18 protein-coding genes are annotated in these 18,246 nt (G+C 43.7%); 16 read left to right on the forward strand and 2 right to left on the reverse strand.

What is annotated here, in order from left to right; genetic code table 11:
• Positions 1-91: 91 nt before the first annotated feature.
• On the reverse strand, positions 92-544 hold the full coding sequence (locus tag I2D56_RS04165; RefSeq protein WP_048716469.1) for a universal stress protein: 453 nt from the start codon (positions 542-544) through the stop codon (positions 92-94).
• A 211-nt stretch (positions 545-755) separates the two neighbouring features.
• On the opposite strand from I2D56_RS04165, the gene I2D56_RS04170 reads away from it, so the two are divergent.
• From I2D56_RS04170 to I2D56_RS04215, 10 genes are all read left to right on the forward strand, one after another.
• Positions 756-1,970 carry a pyridoxal phosphate-dependent aminotransferase gene (locus I2D56_RS04170; RefSeq protein WP_023024219.1) on the forward strand — a complete coding sequence of 405 codons (1,215 nt, stop codon included), beginning with the start codon at positions 756-758 and terminating at the stop codon, positions 1,968-1,970.
• 185 nt (positions 1,971-2,155) lie between these two features.
• Positions 2,156-2,944 (forward strand): GTP-sensing pleiotropic transcriptional regulator CodY, encoded by a 789-nt coding sequence (gene codY / locus I2D56_RS04175; RefSeq protein ID WP_048691732.1) that lies wholly within the window; start codon positions 2,156-2,158, stop codon positions 2,942-2,944.
• Positions 2,944-3,513 (forward strand): cysteine hydrolase family protein, encoded by a 570-nt coding sequence (locus tag I2D56_RS04180; protein ID WP_048716471.1) that lies wholly within the window; start codon positions 2,944-2,946, stop codon positions 3,511-3,513. Before codY ends, I2D56_RS04180 begins: the two co-directional genes overlap by 1 nt.
• Positions 3,514-3,649: 136 nt before the next feature.
• Positions 3,650-3,952 (forward strand): Asp-tRNA(Asn)/Glu-tRNA(Gln) amidotransferase subunit GatC, encoded by a 303-nt coding sequence (gatC, locus tag I2D56_RS04185; protein ID WP_048716473.1) that lies wholly within the window; start codon positions 3,650-3,652, stop codon positions 3,950-3,952.
• Positions 3,952-5,418 carry an Asp-tRNA(Asn)/Glu-tRNA(Gln) amidotransferase subunit GatA gene (gene gatA, locus I2D56_RS04190; protein WP_195348042.1) on the forward strand — a complete coding sequence of 489 codons (1,467 nt, stop codon included), beginning with the start codon at positions 3,952-3,954 and terminating at the stop codon, positions 5,416-5,418. The genes gatC and gatA overlap by 1 nt, the downstream gene beginning before the upstream one ends.
• Positions 5,418-6,860 carry an Asp-tRNA(Asn)/Glu-tRNA(Gln) amidotransferase subunit GatB gene (gene gatB / locus I2D56_RS04195; protein ID WP_154853633.1) on the forward strand — a complete coding sequence of 481 codons (1,443 nt, stop codon included), beginning with the start codon at positions 5,418-5,420 and terminating at the stop codon, positions 6,858-6,860. Before gatA ends, gatB begins: the two co-directional genes overlap by 1 nt.
• A gap of 100 nt (positions 6,861-6,960) precedes the next feature.
• Complete coding sequence (locus I2D56_RS04200) at positions 6,961-7,341, forward strand: hypothetical protein (protein WP_195348043.1); 381 nt, start codon at positions 6,961-6,963, stop codon at positions 7,339-7,341.
• A 108-nt stretch (positions 7,342-7,449) separates the two neighbouring features.
• Positions 7,450-8,490, forward strand: coding sequence for a 2,3-butanediol dehydrogenase (locus I2D56_RS04205; protein WP_195348044.1), 1,041 nt, complete (start codon positions 7,450-7,452; stop codon positions 8,488-8,490).
• 155 nt (positions 8,491-8,645) lie between these two features.
• Positions 8,646-12,344, forward strand: a complete 3,699-nt coding sequence (locus I2D56_RS04210; RefSeq protein ID WP_195348045.1) for a pullulanase — start codon at positions 8,646-8,648, stop codon at positions 12,342-12,344.
• 111 nt (positions 12,345-12,455) lie between these two features.
• Positions 12,456-13,367, forward strand: coding sequence for a DMT family transporter (locus I2D56_RS04215; protein WP_120701676.1), 912 nt, complete (start codon positions 12,456-12,458; stop codon positions 13,365-13,367).
• 184 nt (positions 13,368-13,551) lie between these two features.
• On the opposite strand, the gene I2D56_RS04220 is transcribed toward I2D56_RS04215, so the two are convergent.
• Positions 13,552-14,172, reverse strand: a complete 621-nt coding sequence (locus I2D56_RS04220; protein WP_023024202.1) for a TVP38/TMEM64 family protein — start codon at positions 14,170-14,172, stop codon at positions 13,552-13,554.
• Between the two features lie 173 nt (positions 14,173-14,345).
• Here I2D56_RS04220 and I2D56_RS04225 point away from each other — a divergent pair, with 173 nt between their 5' ends.
• From I2D56_RS04225 to rsfS, 6 genes are all read left to right on the forward strand, one after another.
• The gene (locus tag I2D56_RS04225) at positions 14,346-14,873 is read left to right on the forward strand and encodes a YqeG family HAD IIIA-type phosphatase (RefSeq protein ID WP_123159640.1); all 528 of its coding nucleotides are present in this window, start codon (positions 14,346-14,348) and stop codon (positions 14,871-14,873) included.
• A 2-nt stretch (positions 14,874-14,875) separates the two neighbouring features.
• Positions 14,876-15,982: a ribosome biogenesis GTPase YqeH gene (yqeH, locus tag I2D56_RS04230; protein ID WP_195348046.1), complete on the forward strand. Its 1,107-nt coding sequence runs from the start codon at positions 14,876-14,878 to the stop codon at positions 15,980-15,982.
• Between the two features lie 225 nt (positions 15,983-16,207).
• Positions 16,208-16,519, forward strand: coding sequence for a ribosome assembly RNA-binding protein YhbY (gene yhbY, locus I2D56_RS04235; RefSeq protein WP_006595720.1), 312 nt, complete (start codon positions 16,208-16,210; stop codon positions 16,517-16,519).
• Positions 16,520-16,540: 21 nt separating this feature from the next.
• Positions 16,541-17,173 (forward strand): nicotinate-nucleotide adenylyltransferase, encoded by a 633-nt coding sequence (locus I2D56_RS04240; RefSeq protein WP_195348047.1) that lies wholly within the window; start codon positions 16,541-16,543, stop codon positions 17,171-17,173.
• Positions 17,170-17,763 (forward strand): bis(5'-nucleosyl)-tetraphosphatase (symmetrical) YqeK, encoded by a 594-nt coding sequence (yqeK, locus tag I2D56_RS04245; RefSeq protein WP_195348048.1) that lies wholly within the window; start codon positions 17,170-17,172, stop codon positions 17,761-17,763. The genes I2D56_RS04240 and yqeK overlap by 4 nt, the downstream gene beginning before the upstream one ends.
• Positions 17,764-18,117, forward strand: a complete 354-nt coding sequence (rsfS, locus tag I2D56_RS04250; RefSeq protein ID WP_120701680.1) for a ribosome silencing factor — start codon at positions 17,764-17,766, stop codon at positions 18,115-18,117.
• Positions 18,118-18,246: the final 129 nt, after the last annotated feature.

The raw sequence follows: 18,246 nt of genomic DNA on the forward strand, positions 1-18,246 counted from the left end.
GAGCCCACTCAACCACTGCGTCTTGCTCGACAATCCAAAGACAATTGAGAGGCTAGGACTTTTGTCCCAGCCTCTTTGTTTTTTATAAAGTTTATAAGGTCTTTTCTGTCTCACGAACCACTAACAAATCGACTTTGGCATGGCGGAGGATGTATTCAGATGAAGATCCGACTAGTAAACGTTCAAAAGCATTGAGACCAGTTGCCCCAACCATGATGAGATCAACTCCTTCTTCTTCTGGTATATCAGTCGCTAAGAGGACTTTTGGATTCCCCATTTCAATCACCGAAGCAATGTTTTGGACTCCGGCTTCTTTTGCACGTTTGATATACCCTTCTAATAGTTCATTAGCTTCTGTTTGGAATCCTTCATACACCTCGGCATCAAAACTAGAGACACTTTGTAAGGCGCGTGTATCAACGACATGAGCGAGAGTAAGCTTTGATCCGTTTCGCAACGCAACATTGACCCCTTTCTCAAAAGCGAGTTCAGCTTCGCGAGATCCATCAACTGCAACCATGATGTTTTCGTATTTTTGAGACATGTTCCGTCCTCCTTTAATGCTTGAAAACGTGAAAAAAATGGAAGAACCCATTTATGTTACCTATAATTATATTTTAAACCTTTTACCATAGAAAGTAAAGGTCAAATCAGATATCTATAGGATTTCATTGAGAATGAAAGAGGTTGCTCAGTTGTACTCCAGATTAACTAGTGGTATAATGGAAGCAGTTTGATAAAGTGAGGAAAAAATCATGAAAGAATACAATAAGTCCGTCAAGCTAGAACACGTTGCTTACGATATTCGTGGTCCAGTCTTAGAAGAAGCGATGCGCATGCGGGCCAACGGGGAGAAAATCCTTCGCTTAAATACAGGAAATCCGGCTGAATTTGGGTTCACGGCTCCCGACGAAGTCATTCATGATTTGATTATGAATGCTCGGGATAGTGAAGGGTATTCGGATTCAAAAGGAATTTTTTCTGCCCGTAAGGCTATTATGCAGTATAGCCAATTGAAAAAGATCCCGAATGTTGAGATTGATGATATCTATATCGGAAATGGTGTCAGTGAGTTGATCGTGATGTCCATGCAAGGCTTGCTGGATAATGGCGATGAAGTACTTGTGCCAATGCCAGACTATCCTCTTTGGACAGCAGCGGTCAGCCTAGCAGGTGGAAATGCAGTACACTATGTCTGTGATGAAGAGGCTGAGTGGTATCCTGATATTGATGATATCAAGTCGAAAATCACTTCAAACACCAAGGCTATCGTCGTGATTAACCCAAATAACCCGACCGGAGCTCTCTATCCAGATGAGATTTTGTTGGAAATTGTCGAAATTGCTCGTCAACATGGTTTGATTATCTTTGCAGATGAAATTTATGATCGCTTGGTCATGGATGGTGCCAAACACACAGCCATTGCTAGTCTCGCGCCAGATTTGTTCTGTGTCAGCATGAACGGTTTGTCCAAATCACACCGCATAGCGGGCTTCCGTGTGGGCTGGATGGTCTTGTCTGGACCCAAACACCACGTGAAGGGCTATATCGAAGGTTTGAATATGCTCTCCAATATGCGTCTGTGTTCAAACGTCTTGGCCCAACAAGTGGTCCAGACTTCTTTGGGAGGCTACCAGTCAGTGGACGAACTCTTGCTTCCAGGCGGTCGAATCTACGAGCAACGGAACTTTATCTACAAGGCTATCAATGATATTCCAGGACTCTCAGCTGTCAAACCAAAAGCTGGTCTCTATATCTTCCCTAAGATTGATCGTGAAATGTACCGAGTGGATGATGATGAGCAGTTTGTCTTGAATTTCTTAAAACAAGAAAAGGTTCTCTTGGTTCACGGACGTGGATTCAACTGGAAAGAGCCGGATCATTTCCGGATTGTTTACCTTCCTCGAGTAGAAGAATTGGCTCAAATTCAAGAGAAGATGACTCGTTTCTTAAAACAATACAAACGATAAGTGTAAGAGAAATCGCTAATAGGCGGTTTCTTTTTTTTGAATGAATCCAGCGAATATTTTGTTACATAAGGCTAATTTTTCTGAATTGAATAGAATTGTAGAAAAAATAAATAATTTTCAGATAATTTGATTGAAATTCCCTCACTTATATGATATACTTTAGCTGACTATATGCGAGGTTTATTATGGCTAAATTATTAGAAAAAACGAGAAAAATTACATCTATCTTGAAGCGTTCTGAAGAACAGTTGCAAGATGAAATGCCTTATAATGCAATTGCCCGTCAACTGGCTGATATCATTCATTGTAACGCTTGTATTATTAATAGCAAGGGAACTCTTCTAGGTTATTTCATGCGCTACAAAACCAATAATGACCGGGTTGAGGCTTTTTTTGACAATAAAAAATTACCTGAAGATTATGCGAAAGCGGCCAGTTTAGTCTATGATACAGAGGCGAATTTAGATGTAGATCACGATTTAAGTATCTTTCCAGTAGAGACAAAGTCTGATTTTCCTGATGGGTTGACAACGATTGCTCCCATCCATGTATCTGGGATTCGTTTGGGGTCTTTGATTATTTGGCGCAATGATAAGGAATTTGCGGATGATGATTTGATTTTGGTTGAGATTGCTAGTACCGTAGTTGGAATTCAAATGTTGAACTTCCAACGAGAGGAAGATGAGAAAAATATTCGTCGCCGGACTGCGGTCAATATGGCTGTCAATACCTTGTCCTATTCAGAATTGCGGGCAGTTTCCGCTATCCTTAGTGAATTGAAGGGAAATGAAGGGCAGTTAACTGCTTCCGTGATTGCGGATCGGATTGGTATTACCCGCTCTGTGATTGTTAATGCACTGCGGAAACTGGAGTCAGCCGGTATTATTGAAAGCCGCTCTCTTGGGATGAAGGGAACCTACCTCAAAGTCTTGATCCCAGATATTTTTGAAGAAATAAAGAAAAGAGACTACTAATGACTAAAGCGTTAATTTCGATTGACTACACCGTTGATTTTGTAGCGGATGAAGGTAAGCTAACGGCAGGAGCTCCTGCACAAGCTATTTCTGAGAGCATTGCCCAGGTGACCCAGCTAGCCTTTGACCAAGGGGCCTATGTCTTTTTTGCGATTGATGCTCATGAAGTAGACGATCCCTTTCATCCAGAAAGCAAGCTCTTCCCACCTCATAATATCATTGGGACTAGTGGACGGGATTTGTATGGTCCCTTAGCTGATTTTTATCGGGAGCACAAAGCGGATCCGCGTGTTTTTTGGATGGACAAGCGTCATTATTCTGCTTTTTCAGGAACTGACTTGGATATCCGCCTCCGAGAACGTGGCGTAGATACGGTTATTTTGACGGGAGTCTTAACGGACATTTGTGTCCTTCATACAGCAGTAGATGCCTATAATCTGGGCTATCAGATCGAAGTAGTCGCGCCTGCAGTGGCGTCGCTCACTCCTGAAAATCACCAGTTTGCTTTAAATCATTTCAAACATGTTTTGGGAGCAAAAGTGGTGAATGAACAATTAGAAGAATTGTAAGATTAGAGTTCGAGGAGAATGGCCTAATGCCTAGCCTTCCTCGGACTCTATTTTCTTGCCAAACTACCGCATAAATACTAAAAATATGGTAAAATAGAGGGTATTGAAAAATCATCATTTCACGAAAGGAAGCAAGATGAAAATTACGCAAGAAGAGGTAACCCACGTTGCCAATCTTTCAAAATTGAAATTCTCTCCAGAAGAGACAGCTGAGTTTGCGACAACCTTGTCTAAGATTGTCGACATGGTGGAATTGTTGGAAGAAGTGGACACAACCGGCGTTGCCCCAACAACGACTATGGCGGATCGTAAGACCGTATTGCGTCCGGATGTTGCTGAAAAAGGGACAAACCGTGACCGCTTGTTTAAAAATGTACCTGAAAAAGATAATTACTACATCAAGGTACCAGCTATCCTAGAAGATGGAGGAGATGCCTAATGTCATTCAACCATAAAACCATTGAAGAGTTGCACGACCTCCTTATCTCTAAGGAAATTTCAGCAACGGAATTGACACAAGCGACGCTTGATGATATCAAGGCGCGTGAAGAAGCAGTCAATGCCTTTGTAACGGTGGCCGAAGAAGCTGCCCTTGCGCAAGCCAAGGCCATTGATGAAAAAGGAATCGATGCAGACAACCTCCTGTCAGGGATTCCACTCGCTGTCAAAGACAATATCTCAACAGATGGCATCTTGACTACTGCGGCATCAAAAATGCTCTACAACTACGAGCCAATCTTTGATGCGACAGCTGTTGCCAATGCCAAAGCCAAAGATATGATTGTCATCGGGAAGACCAACATGGATGAATTTGCCATGGGTGGATCTGGAGAAACTTCTTACTATGGACCAACCAAGAATGCTTGGGACCACAGCAAGGTGCCTGGTGGATCTTCTAGTGGTTCAGCAGCTTCTGTCGCTTCAGGGCAAGTCCGTTTGTCCCTTGGTTCAGATACAGGTGGTTCTATCCGTCAACCGGCTGCCTTCAACGGGATTGTTGGTCTCAAACCAACTTATGGAACGGTTTCCCGTTTTGGTCTCATTGCCTTTGGTAGCTCACTCGACCAAATTGGACCATTTGCACCAACTGTCAAGGAAAATGCCCTCTTGCTCAATGTCATTGCCAGTGAAGATGCTAAGGATTCAACTTCAGCGCCAGTGCGCGTAGCAGACTTTACTTCTAAGATTGGTCAAGACATCAAAGGCATGAAGATTGCCCTTCCAAAGGAATACCTCGGTGAAGGGATCGACCCAGAAGTCAAAGAAACTATCCTTAATGCGGCCAAACACTTTGAAAAATTGGGAGCAACTGTCGAAGAAGTTAGCCTTCCACACTCTAAATATGGGGTTGCCGTTTACTACATCATCGCTTCATCTGAAGCTTCTTCAAACTTGCAACGTTTCGATGGGATTCGCTATGGTTTCCGTGCGGAAGATGCTAAAAACTTGGATGATATCTACGTGAACACTCGTAGTCAAGGCTTTGGTGATGAGGTCAAACGCCGGATCATGCTTGGTACCTTTAGTTTGTCATCTGGTTACTACGATGCTTACTACAAGAAAGCTGGTCAAGTCCGTACCCTTATTATCCAAGACTTCGAAAAAGTCTTTGCGGATTACGACCTTATCCTTGGTCCAACAGCTCCAAGTGTAGCCTTTGATTTGGATTCGCTCAACCATGACCCGGTTGCCATGTACTTGGCGGACCTCTTGACTATTCCAGTCAACTTGGCAGGTCTCCCAGGGATTTCGATTCCTGCAGGTTTTGCTCAAGGTCTTCCAGTTGGTTTGCAGTTGATCGGTCCTAAGTATTCTGAAGAAACCATCTACCAAGCTGCAGCTGCCTTTGAAGCAACGACGGATTACCACAAGCAACAACCCCTTATTTTCGGAGGTGACAATTAATGAACTTTGAAACAGTCATCGGACTTGAAGTCCACGTTGAATTGAATACAAACTCAAAAATTTTCTCACCAACCTCTGCCCACTTTGGGAACGAGCAAAATGCCAATACCAATGTGATCGACTGGTCTTTCCCAGGGGTGCTTCCTGTCTTGAACAAGGGTGTTGTGGATGCTGGTATCAAGGCTGCTTTGGCGCTGAATATGGATATCCATCAGCATATGCACTTTGACCGTAAGAACTACTTCTACCCTGATAATCCAAAGGCCTACCAAATTTCGCAATTTGACGAGCCGATCGGTTATAACGGTTGGATTGAAGTACAATTAGAAGACGGCTCAACTAAGAAAATCGGGATTGAACGGGCCCACTTGGAAGAAGATGCCGGTAAGAACACCCACGGAACAGACGGCTTCTCTTATGTAGACCTTAACCGTCAAGGGGTGCCATTGATCGAAATCGTTTCTGAAGCAGATATGCGTTCTCCAGAAGAAGCCTACGCTTATTTGACAGCTTTGAAAGAAGTCATCCAATACACAGGTATTTCAGACGTCAAGATGGAAGAAGGATCGATGCGGGTCGATGCCAACATTTCCCTTCGCCCATACGGTCAAGAGGAATTTGGTACCAAGACGGAGTTGAAAAACTTGAACTCTTTCTCAAACGTCCGTAAAGGTCTTGAATACGAAGTTGAGCGTCAAGCGAAAATCTTGCGTTCAGGTGGTGTCATTCGCCAAGAAACACGTCGTTATGATGAAGCTAACAAGAGCACGATTCTTATGCGTGTCAAAGAAGGAGCAGCGGATTACCGTTACTTCCCAGAACCAGACCTACCATTGTTTGAAATCTCAGATGAGTGGATCGAGGAAATGCGTACGGAGTTGCCAGAGTTTCCAAAAGACCGTCGTTCTCGCTACGTGGCAGAGCTTGGCTTGTCTGACTATGATGCTAACCAATTGACAGCGACGAAAGTCACTTCTGACTTCTTTGAAGCAGCCGTAGCCCTTGGTGGCGATGCCAAACAAGTGTCTAACTGGCTCCAAGGGGAAGTGGCACAATTCTTGAATGCAGAAGGCAAAACGCTGGAAGAAATCCAATTGACACCAGAAAATTTGGTCGAAATGATTGCTATCATCGAAGATGGAACCATTTCTTCTAAGATTGCCAAGAAAGTCTTTGTTCACTTGGCGAAAAACGGTGGTGGCGCACGTGAATACGTTGAAAAAGCTGGTTTGGTACAGATTTCAGATCCTGAAGTCTTGATCCCAATCATCCACCAAGTCTTTGCAGACAATGAAGCAGCCGTAGCTGACTTCAAGTCAGGGAAGCGGAATGCGGACAAGGCCTTCACCGGCTTCCTCATGAAAGCAACTAAAGGCCAAGCCAACCCACAAGTAGCCCTTAAGTTACTTGCCCAAGAATTGGCGAAGTTGAAAGAAGAGTAATAGAGAAAAAAACCAGCCGAGAGGTTGGTTTTTACTATCCATAAAATTGTGTTAGAATAGGAAAGATCATTACATATCAACTGGCATTAGGAGGAGTTACATGAACAAATTTTTAAGAGTCTTATTTGTCCTGGTTATCATCGCCATGTCTGGAGCGATTGTCTTCCAGTTGTTCTTTCCATCTTATATGGGAAGTCATTCGGGATATGGTGTTTCTATCGGTTGGCAACGGGAGATTGGGATTTGGAATGTGGCAGTTCTTGTGATTCTCATTGCTGTTAATCTCAAATATGATTGGTTTTATCTTCGTACGGTTTTATTGGCCTTGATCATTGGTGGGCTTGGGATTGGGACCAATCATTTATTTGCTTATCTCAACTATCATTTGCCAGTAAATGCTATTGGAGCTTTTGAAAATTATCTTCTTGTTCTGGGATGGATTGTCGGTTGGAAATTAGAGTCATCTCGGGCCGATAATTAAGATATTAACCGTCTGTTTCTTCTTGACAAAGTTTGTGAAAGGGTTTACAATATGGTTGTCGGGTTTCCTGAAAGGGAATTGCAATTCATGGAAAAATAGGAGAATTATATGGAAACAATGAAAGCTGCTCGCTGGCATGGCAAGAAGGACGTTCGTATCGAAGAAGTAGAAGTCCCTAAAGTACAACCTCATCAAGTAAAGGTTGCGGTCAAATTCACAGGAATCTGTGGGACAGACTTGCATGAATACTTGGATGGGCCAATCTTTATTCCAACAGAGGAGCATGTTTATTCTGGTCAAAAAGCACCCGTTACCCTCGGTCACGAGTTTGCTGGAGAAATTGTTGAGGTTGGAAGCGATGTGACTCGTGTTAAAGTCGGTGATCGTGTGACGATTGAACCAATTTTGGCAAAACACAACTTAATTTGTGACTACAACCTTGATCCAAACTTGAACTTCGTCGGTCTTGCGGCAGATGGTGGGTTTGCTAAATACTGTGTCCTAGATGGAGATTTAGTCCATGTGATTCCAGATAGCTTGAGTTATGAGCAAGCAGCACTTACAGAACCTGCTGCTGTGGCTGTTTATGCAGTTCGTCAATCTGCTTTGAAAACAGGGGATACAGCTGTTATCTTTGGTTTAGGTCCAATCGGTCTCTTGATCGTGGAAGCCCTTCGTGCAGCAGGAGCATCAAAAATCTATGCAGTTGAATTGTCTCCTGAACGTCAAGCAAAAGCAGAAGAGCTAGGTGCCATTGTAGTTCGTCCAGAAGAAGGTGAATCAATCGTGGAAGCCATCCATCGCTTGACGGATGGTGGAGCGGATGTGTCTTATGAAGTAACAGGGGTTCCTGTTGTTCTTGGACAAGCTCTTGCAGCAGTTCATAAGGCTGGTGAGTGTATGGTTGTTTCTATTTGGGAACGCGAAGCAAGCATCAATCCAAATGAATTTGCCATTCAAGAAAAGACTCTTAAAGGGATTATCGCTTATCGCCACATCTTCCCTAAAGTATTGGAATTGATGGAACAAGGCTATTTTTCTGCTGAAAAATTGGTGACCAAGAAAATTAAATTGGAAAATATCGTTGAAGAAGGATTTGTTGAATTAACACAAGACAAGGCCCAAATTAAGATTTTAGTTGAGCCATAATCTACCATACTTTTAGAATATAACCAGTCCATTTGGACTGGTTTTTTTAATGAGGGAGAACAATAGAAAAAGGTAGTATAAATTACGAAAACGCTTGCATAAATAATTTTAACATGCTATACTGGTTGAACACTAATCATTTTAAGGAGACATTTATGAAACAGAAACCTTCTGTGACAGGCGATAAACAAGTCGTCTATGCGATTCGTCGATTGAAAAATGGTGTTGGTTCGGTTGCGATTGCGACAAGTTTAGCCTTATTAACGGCCTTTGCTAGTCCGGTCAGTGCGGATGAAGCCATCAACACCCCTGCACAAGCCTCAGAAGTGGTGACAAGCCCTTCTAATGAAGAGGTGAGTTCTTCATCTGATGTGAAACAAGCTACGAAGACTGAGACAAGTGAAACCCCAAAAGTGGCGGATGAAAGTGTCACAGCGCCTAAAAATGTAAGCGCAGTCACTGAAGAGGTGGTAGCTCCTAAGTCTGAGAAGGCAGAGGAACCGATTGCTGATCAGACTATTCGGATTCACGTGAAAAAGCTACCGGAAGAAAACAAGGAAACGCAAGGCCTTTGGACCTGGGATGATGTTGAAAAACCATCGGAAAACTGGCCGACAGGTGCCCAATCCTTTAAGGATGCAAAGACAGATGACTACGGCTATTATCTAGATGTTAAGCTAAAAAATGAGCAGGCTAAGAAGATTAGCTTCCTCATCAACAATGTTAAAGGGGACAATATCACTGGGGACAAGTCAATTGAATTGCTCTCCCCAAAAATGAATGAAGCTTGGTTGGACGACAAATTTAAAGTCTATTCTTATCAACCTCAAGCAGAGGGAACTGTCCGAGTAAATTACTACCGGACAGATGGCAACTATGACAAAAAATCTCTCTGGTATTGGGGAGATGTAAAGAATCCGAGCAGTGCCGCCTGGCCAGATGGGACAGATTTTACAGCGACAGGGAAATACGGTCGTTACATCGATATCCCCCTAAAGGAAGCTGCAAAAGAATTTGGTTTCTTATTATTGGACGAGAGCAAGTCTGGAGACGATGTGAAGATTCGACAAGAAGATTATAAATTTACTGATTTAAAGAACCATAGCCAGATATTCTTACGGGATGATGATCCGACCGTTTACACCAACCCATACTATGTCAACGATATCCGTATGACGGGGGCTCAACATGTCGGTAAAGAAAAAATTGAAGCCAGCTTCTCGACCTTGGCTGGAGCACAGAAAGAGGAGTTGCTCAAGCGGACCAAGATCACGGATGCTCAGGGCAATCCTGTCACCATCTCGGACCTGCTTTTAGATGAGAAAGGCAAGAAAGTAACCTATACGGGGGATTTCTCACAAGTTGATCAGTCCTATACCGTTCAATACGATAATGACCGCTTTACGACCAAAATGAACTGGCGCCTCAAGGATGAAGCCTATAGCTATGATGGGACTCTTGGAGCTCATCTTCATGAAGCTGGGAAAAAAGTGGATCTCACCCTCTGGTCACCAAGTGCGGACAAAGTATCTGTTGTCGTCTATGATAAGAAGGATTCTGAAAAACTAGTTGGCCGTGTGGCTCTGGAAAAAGGGGAGCGAGGCACTTGGAAGCAGACTCTTTCAGGTGATTCAGGACTGGGAATCCAAGATTATACCGGCTATTTCTACCAGTATGAAATTGAACGCCAAGGGAAAACCTTCACAGTCCTTGATCCTTATGCCAAATCGTTGGCAGCTTGGAACAGTGAATTGGCCAAGACAGATGATGTCCATAAGGTAGCAAAAGCAGCCTTTGTTGATCCAAGTAGATTAGGTCCGAGTGACTTAACCTATGCGTCCATTCCAAACTTTAAGAAACGGGAAGATGCTATCATCTATGAAGCCCATGTCCGAGATTTCACTTCTGATCCGGCTTTGGCATCAGAGCTTAAGAGTCAATTTGGGACCTTTGCCTCCTTTGTTGAAAAATTGGATTACCTCAAAGACCTTGGTGTAACGCACATTCAACTCTTACCAGTTCTATCTTATTACCACGTCAATGAATTAAAAAACAACGAGCGCTTGTTAGAGTATGCCTCAAGCAATAGCAACTACAACTGGGGATATGATCCACAGAACTACTTTGCCTTGACAGGTATGTACTCAACCGATCCAAGCAATCCTCAAAAACGAATTGAAGAATTCAAGAATTTGGTCAATGAAATTCATAAGCGAGGAATGGGAGTGGTCCTAGACGTTGTCTATAACCATACAGCGAATGTCGACATCTTTGAAGATATCGAGCCAAATTACTACCATTTCATGGATGCGGATGGGACGCCTCGGACGAGCTTTGGTGGTGGACGCTTGGGTACAACCCACTACATGTCCAAACGGGTCTTGGTCGATTCGATCAAGTATTTAGTGGATACTTACAAGGTAGACGGTTTCCGATTTGATATGATGGGGGACCATGATGCGGCCTCTATCGAAGAAGCCTACAAGGCAGCCCGGGCTCTAAACCCTAATCTGATCATGTTGGGAGAAGGCTGGGTGACCTATGCAGGTGATGAAAACAGTCCTGTACAACCAGCAGACCAATCCTGGATGAAGAAAACAGACACGGTTGCAGTATTCTCAGATGATGTTCGAAACAATCTAAAATCGGGCTATCCAAATGAGGGACAACCAGCCTTTATCACCAATGGAAAACGGAAGATTGCAACTATCTTTAAGAATCTCATCGCACAACCAACCAACTTTGAGGCAGATAGTCCCGGTGATGTTATCCAATACATTGCAGCCCACGATAATTTGACCCTCTTTGATATTATCGCTCAGTCTATCAAGAAAGATCCTAGCATTCCAGCTAATAATGCAGAGATCCATCGTCGCTTGCGTCTCGGAAATCTGCTTGTCTTGACAGCTCAAGGCACACCTTTCCTTCATTCTGGTCAAGAATATGGTCGGACTAAGCAGTTCAAGGATCCAGCTTACCGCACGCCAGTTTCTGATGACAAGGTTCCAAACAAATCTCATTTGTTGGTAGATGAAAATGGAAAACCATTTGACTACCCTTACTTTATCCATGATTCCTATGACTCAAGTGATGCCGTCAACCACTTTGATTGGGAAAAAGCAACCAATGAAGCCCTCTATCCAGAGAATACGCGCTCTCGCGCCTTCACCAAAGGATTGATTGCCCTTCGTAAGTCGACTGATGCCTTCCGCATGGATAACATGGATGAAGTGAAGAGCCGCGTCAAGCTCTTGACGATTCCAGGTGAGAATGGAGTGGAAGAAGAGGATCAGGTGATTGGCTACCAAATCACTGCCAGCAATGGAGAAGTATACTTGGTATTGGTCAATGCCGATACCAAGGCGCGTAACTTTGCTCTAGGAACTGACCTAGCACGCTTTAGAAATGCGGATGTTCTAGTGGATGGGGAACGTGCAGGTGTGATCAATTTGAGTGATCCAAAGGGAATTTCTTGGACAGAAACAGGACTTCGACTCGATGCATTGACAGCAACTATCTTGCGCTTGTCTACTAAGGAAGAAGTTGAAAATCCTGTTCTCCCGGATCGTCCTGAATACCATACGCCGGTATCTCCATCTCCAAAGAAAGTCCTTCCTTCGCAAACTGCTCAACCGACGCCACAGCTTCTTGCTCAAAAGAAAGAAAATACAGAGGTTCAAGCTTTAGCTCCTCATCATGACTCCGTGTCAGTTGAAAATGGAGAAGAAGCAAGTCCAGCCCGCGCGCTTCCTCAAACAGGAGAAGCGAGCTCCAACCTCACCAGCTTGGCCGGGCTTCTACTTTTAGGTAGTCTCGGATTAGGGATGGCTAAGAAAGGGAGAAAAGAAGACTAATCTCTTCTAGATAGGCCCTTAAAAATACTTTTTAAATCCTACAGTAAATCAGCCCATTTGGGCTGATTTTTGTGTTACAATTAGGATGTAAAAAAAATCTGTGGAGGCAACATGTCTACAACTCTAAAAGGGACTCTGATTACTTTAATAGCGGGGATTGCTTGGGGACTATCCGGAGTCAGTGGGCAATATTTAATGGTTCACGGATTTTCGGCTATTGGCTTAACAAATCTTCGTTTACTTTTTTCTGGCATTGTCCTTATTATTCTTTCCTGCCTTGCAGATAAGGAGAAGTTTTTGGCCTTTGTCAAAGATAAATCTTCCTACCTTCCGCTCCTTAATTTTGCCTTTTTAGGATTGTTATTGACTCAGCTAACCTATTTAGAGGCGATTGCAGAATCCAATGCTGGGACAGCCACTGTGTTACAGTATCTCTGTCCAGTGGGTATTTTGGCTTATACCTGTGTCAAGGATAGAGTGGCCCCTACACTAGCAGAAGTGGTTTCGATGCTTCTAGCGATTGGTGGCACATTCTTAATAGCAACACACGGTCAAGTCAACCATCTGGCCATTAATCCCAAAGGTTTGGCTTGGGGAGTGGTGTCAGCCTTTGCCTATGCCCTCTATATCATTTTACCTCTTAAATTGATTCAAAAATGGGGAAGTATGCTGGTAATTGGAGTTGGGATGGCCATTCCAGGAATCTTGATGCTCCCTTTTAGCGGTCTTCTTTCTTCTTCTGGAAACTACAGATTGGATACCTGGATGGCTCTTTTTGGTTTGGTGGTCATTGGGACGATTTTTGCCTATACAGCCTTTCTGAAAGGGACCTCTCTGGTAGGGGCTGTTAAAGGAAGCTTGCTGGCATCCTTTGAGCCGATTTCGGCGGTTTTCTTTGCCTTTGTCATTATGAAGGAACATTTCTTTATCATTGATTTTTTGGGGATGGGCATGATTCTGTTAGCAGTCCTCCTCATCACCCTAAAAGACTTCATTATTCAAAAGGAAAAAGGGATTCTATAAATAAAAGAGGCTGGGACAGAAGTCCTAGCCTCTCAATTGTCTTTGGATTGTAGAGCAAGACGCAGTGGTTGAGTGGGCTCTACTACGCTGATTTCATCAGCTTTTACAGCCCTACTCAACTGTGCGGAGGTGGGACGACGAAATCGAATTCTTACGAATTACCGATTTCTGTCCCACTCTCTTTTTACATCATTTGCCAGAAATAGTCGATGATATAGGTGAGACCGTAGGTGTAGATGACCAAAGTAATCGGCTTGCACAAAATAATAATCGTCATATAGCGTTTGAAGGTCATATTGGTCAAACCAGCTAACATGCAGAGAAAGTCTGCAGGGCTGATGGGCCAGATCATCATGAAGATGAAGAAGCGATCGAATCGTTTGCCTTCATTGAGCCAGTTAATATACTTGTCGTAAGTCTTCTGACTGACCATAGACTGGACAAACTTAGGCCCGTACATTCTTGCGAGCTGGAAGATAATGGCACAGCCAATGACAATTCCAATGTAGTTATAAACGGTCCCAACGATGTGGCCATAGATAAAGACACCAGCGACAGATGTTAGAGCGCCGGGGATAATAGGGACCACTGTTTGAAGGATCTGAAGAAGGATAAAGAGAGGAGGTCCAAAGATGCCTGCTTGGAGAATAAAGGCCGACAAGGTTTCCTTGGATTGGAGGATACCAGCAAAGTAGGCCCAGATACAGAAAGCAAGGGTTGCAAGGGCTCCAATGATGGAGGACCAATTGATGATTTTTTGGAGGAGAGGAGAAACCTCCCTCAATTTTTTTTCTTTTGCTATCATAACGATTCCATGTATTTTTTCTTCTACTATATCATGTTTTTGATAGTTTGTAACGATTTTGTCTATTTTAGAGAACAAACCAACAGATGCTTTTTCCAATAGGGGCGATGAAGCAAGTGCAAAATACGTCCAATTATGCTACAATGAAGAGAATATAAAAAATGGAGAACAACGTGTCAATCGAAAATTACAAACCAGATTTTGCGGTGGAAGCGGCCTACGATCTCACCGTTGCAGACTTGAAAAAAGAGGGCATCAAGGCGGTCCTTGTGGATTTGGATAATACCTTGATTGCTTGGAATAATCCGGATGGAACTCCTGAAATGCGTCAGTGGTTGCATGACCTTCGTGATGGCGGGATTCGGGTCATCGTGGTGTCCAATAATAGTCCTAAACGGGTCAAACGTGCGGTTGAGAAATTTGATATTGACTATGAAGCTTGGTCACTCAAGCCCTTTACCTTTGGGATTGATCGGGCTCTCAAGCGTTTCCACTATGAGAAAAATGAAGTGGTCATGGTGGGGGATCAACTAATGACCGATATTCGGGCTGCTCATCGGGCGGGCATTCGTTCGATTTTGGTTAAGCCTTTGGTCAAGCATGATTCCATCAAGACCCAGATCAACCGAGCGCGTGAACGCCGTGTGATGAAGCAAATGGCCGAAAAATATGGTCCGATTGTATACAAAAAAGGAATTTAAGAATGGAAGAATTATTCTGTATTGGCTGTGGAGCGCCCATTCAGACAGAAAACAAAGAGGGACTAGGCTATACTCCCCAATCAGCTCTTGAAAAGGGATTGGAAACAGGCGAAGTTTATTGCCAACGCTGTTTCCGTCTCCGTCACTACAATGAAATTACAGATGTGCATCTGACAGATGATGATTTCCTAAAATTGCTTCACGAAGTAGGAGATAGTGATGCCCTCGTGGTCAATGTAGTGGATATTTTTGACTTTAATGGCTCCGTCATTCCTGGATTGCCTCGTTTTGTAGCAGGAAATGATGTTCTCTTGGTCGGAAATAAAAAGGATATCCTGCCCAAGTCTGTCAAGGACAACAAGGTGACCCATTGGTTGATGGAGCGAGCCCACGAAGAAGGGATGCGTCCTGTTGATGTGGTCCTCACCTCTGCCCAAAACAAGAGTGCCATTAAGGACTTGATGGAAAAGATTGAGCAGCATCGCAAAGGCCGTGATGTCTATGTGGTGGGTGTGACCAACGTAGGGAAATCGACCCTCATCAATGCGATTATCCAAGAAATCACTGGGGATAAGGATATTATTACAACTTCTCGCTTCCCAGGAACGACACTGGACAAGATCGAAATCCCACTGGACGATGGATCCTACATCTACGATACACCGGGGATTATCCATCGCCACCAGATGGCTCACTACTTGACCGCTAAAAACCTCAAGTATGTCAGTCCTAAAAAGGAAATCAAACCCAAGACCTACCAGCTCAATCCAGAGCAAACCCTCTTCTTAGGTGGTTTGGGACGCTTTGACTTTATCAAGGGAGAAAAGCAAGGTTTTACAGCCTTCTTTGACAACGAACTCAAGCTTCACAGAACCAAACTCGAAGGAGCGACGGCTTTTTATGATAAGCATGTCGGTGGCTTGTTAACACCTCCTAATGGTAAGGAAAAAGAAGACTTCCCACCATTGGTTTCTCATGAGTTTACCATCAAGGACAAGACGGACCTCGTCATCTCTGGACTTGGCTGGATCCGTGTCAATGGAGAAGCCAAAGTAGCCGTCTGGGCACCAGAAGGCGTCGCCGTCGTATCACGCAAAGCTATTATTTAAAAACTTGGAACAAATTGGAATTGAAGAGCGAACCAAGTGAGCTCATAAATAGATCGTTATTGCCGTGGTGTAGTTGCCAATCGATCGATTGGCAAGGGCAAAATTGAGACCAAGGCTCAATTTTGAGGTGAGGAAATCCATTTTTCAAAGATGATATCTTTGAAAAATTAGTTCCGGCCGTCCCCACCACTTAAAATAACGATCAAGAAAAAGGAAGTAAAAAACATGACATTAACATCCAAACAACGGGCTTTCCTCAATAGCCAAGCCCACAGCCTCAAACCCATTATCCAAATTGGGAAAAACGGGCTCAATGATCAAATCAAAACCAGTGTTCGCCAGGCACTAGACGCTCGCGAACTCATCAAGGTGACCCTTCTTCAAAATACGGATGAGAATATCCATGAAGTAGCGGAAATCTTAGAAGAAGAAATCGGTGTGGATACGGTTCAAAAAATTGGACGCATCCTGATTTTGTACAAACAATCAAGCAAAAAAGAAAACCGGAAGATTTCAGTCAAAGTAAAAGAGATCTAAGAGAAACAGGAGAGCAGGTATATGGCCATTGAACTATTAACCCCCTTTACCAAGGTGGAGTTAGAGCCAGAGATTAAAGACAAGAAACGCAAACAGGTGGGAATCCTCGGAGGGAATTTTAATCCTGTCCATAATGCCCATCTCGTAGTTGCAGACCAGGTCCGCCAACAATTGGGCTTGGATAAGGTCCTTCTCATGCCAGAATATGAGCCTCCGCATGTGGATAAAAAAGAAACCATTGATGAGCGTCATCGCCTGAAAATGTTAGAACTAGCCATCGAAGGGATTGAAGGACTAGAAATCGAGACGATTGAGCTCGAGCGTGAAGGGATTTCTTATACTTACGATACGATGAAGTTGCTCAATGAGCGAGACCCGGATACAGACTATTACTTTATCATTGGAGCTGATATGGTGGACTACCTGCCAAAATGGTATCGGATTGACGAGTTAGTGGAGATAGTCCAGTTTGTTGGTGTTCAACGTCCCCGTTACAAGGCGGGAACCTCTTACCCAGTGATTTGGGTCGATGTTCCCTTGATGGATATCTCTTCTAGCATGGTGCGAGATTTTATCGCTCAAGGTCGGACGCCCAACTTTATGTTGCCAAAACCAGTCTTGGACTACATCAAGAAAGAAGGATTGTATCAATGACCTATGAAAACTATCTCGGCTTTTCTCGTGAGGTCTTGCTTGAAAAGATGAGTCAAATCCTGCCAGAAAAGCGGCTAACCCACTGTTTGGGAGTTGAGAAGGCCGCTCGTGACTTGGCCAAACGCTATGGGGCAGATGAAGAGCAGGCTGGCCTAGCAGGTTTGTTGCATGACTATGCCAAGAAATTATCGGATCAGGAATTTTTAGACTTGATCGATCGTTATGAGCTGGATCCAGCATTAAAAAACTGGGGCAACAATGTCTGGCATGGGATGGTCGGGATTTACAAGATCCAGGAAGATTTAGGACTGACAGATCCAGCCATTCTTCGCAGTATTGAGATTCATACAGTGGGGAGTGGGCAGATGTCAACCTTAGACAAGATTGTCTATGTGGCAGATTATATTGAGCACAACCGGGCCTTTCCAGGGGTGGAGCAAGCACGGGACATCGCCCAAGTCTCCTTGGATCGTGCGGTGGCCTATGAAACAGCTCGTACAGTCGAACACCTGGCTCACCAAGGATTGCCCATTTATCCCCAAACCCTTGAAACCTACAACGCCTTTGTGAAATATTTGAAAGAGGACTAAATGAAAGAAAAAGAATTACTTGAACTTGTTGTTAAAGCTGCCGATGAAAAACGTGCAGAAGATATTGTAGCTTTGGATGTTCAAAGCTTGACCAGTGTGACAGACTACTTTGTTATCGCGAGCTCTATGAATAGTCGTCAGTTGGAAGCTATCGCAGAAAATATTCGTGAGAAGGTTGTTGAAGCTGGCTTTAATGCTAGCCATGTAGAAGGGAATTCAGCTGGAGGTTGGGTCCTTCTTGACCTAGGTGGTGTAGTGGTCCATGTCTTTTCAGAAGAAATGCGCGCTCATTATAACCTAGAAAAGCTCTGGCATGAAGCAAGTGCTGTCGATCTTTCAGCAGCCCTAGCATAAGCAGGTAAACTCAGTTGGTGACAACTGGGTTTTGTTGGTTAAATTGAAATTCTATGGAAAGAAAGGATGGGGCCTCGTGTTTGGTTAGGTTGGTAACGGAACACGAGCTAAAAGCTGTGAGAAACAGAG

The sequence above is a fragment of the Streptococcus australis genome (assembly GCF_015553625.1).
In the GTDB taxonomy this organism is placed as follows: domain Bacteria; phylum Bacillota; class Bacilli; order Lactobacillales; family Streptococcaceae; genus Streptococcus; species Streptococcus australis_B.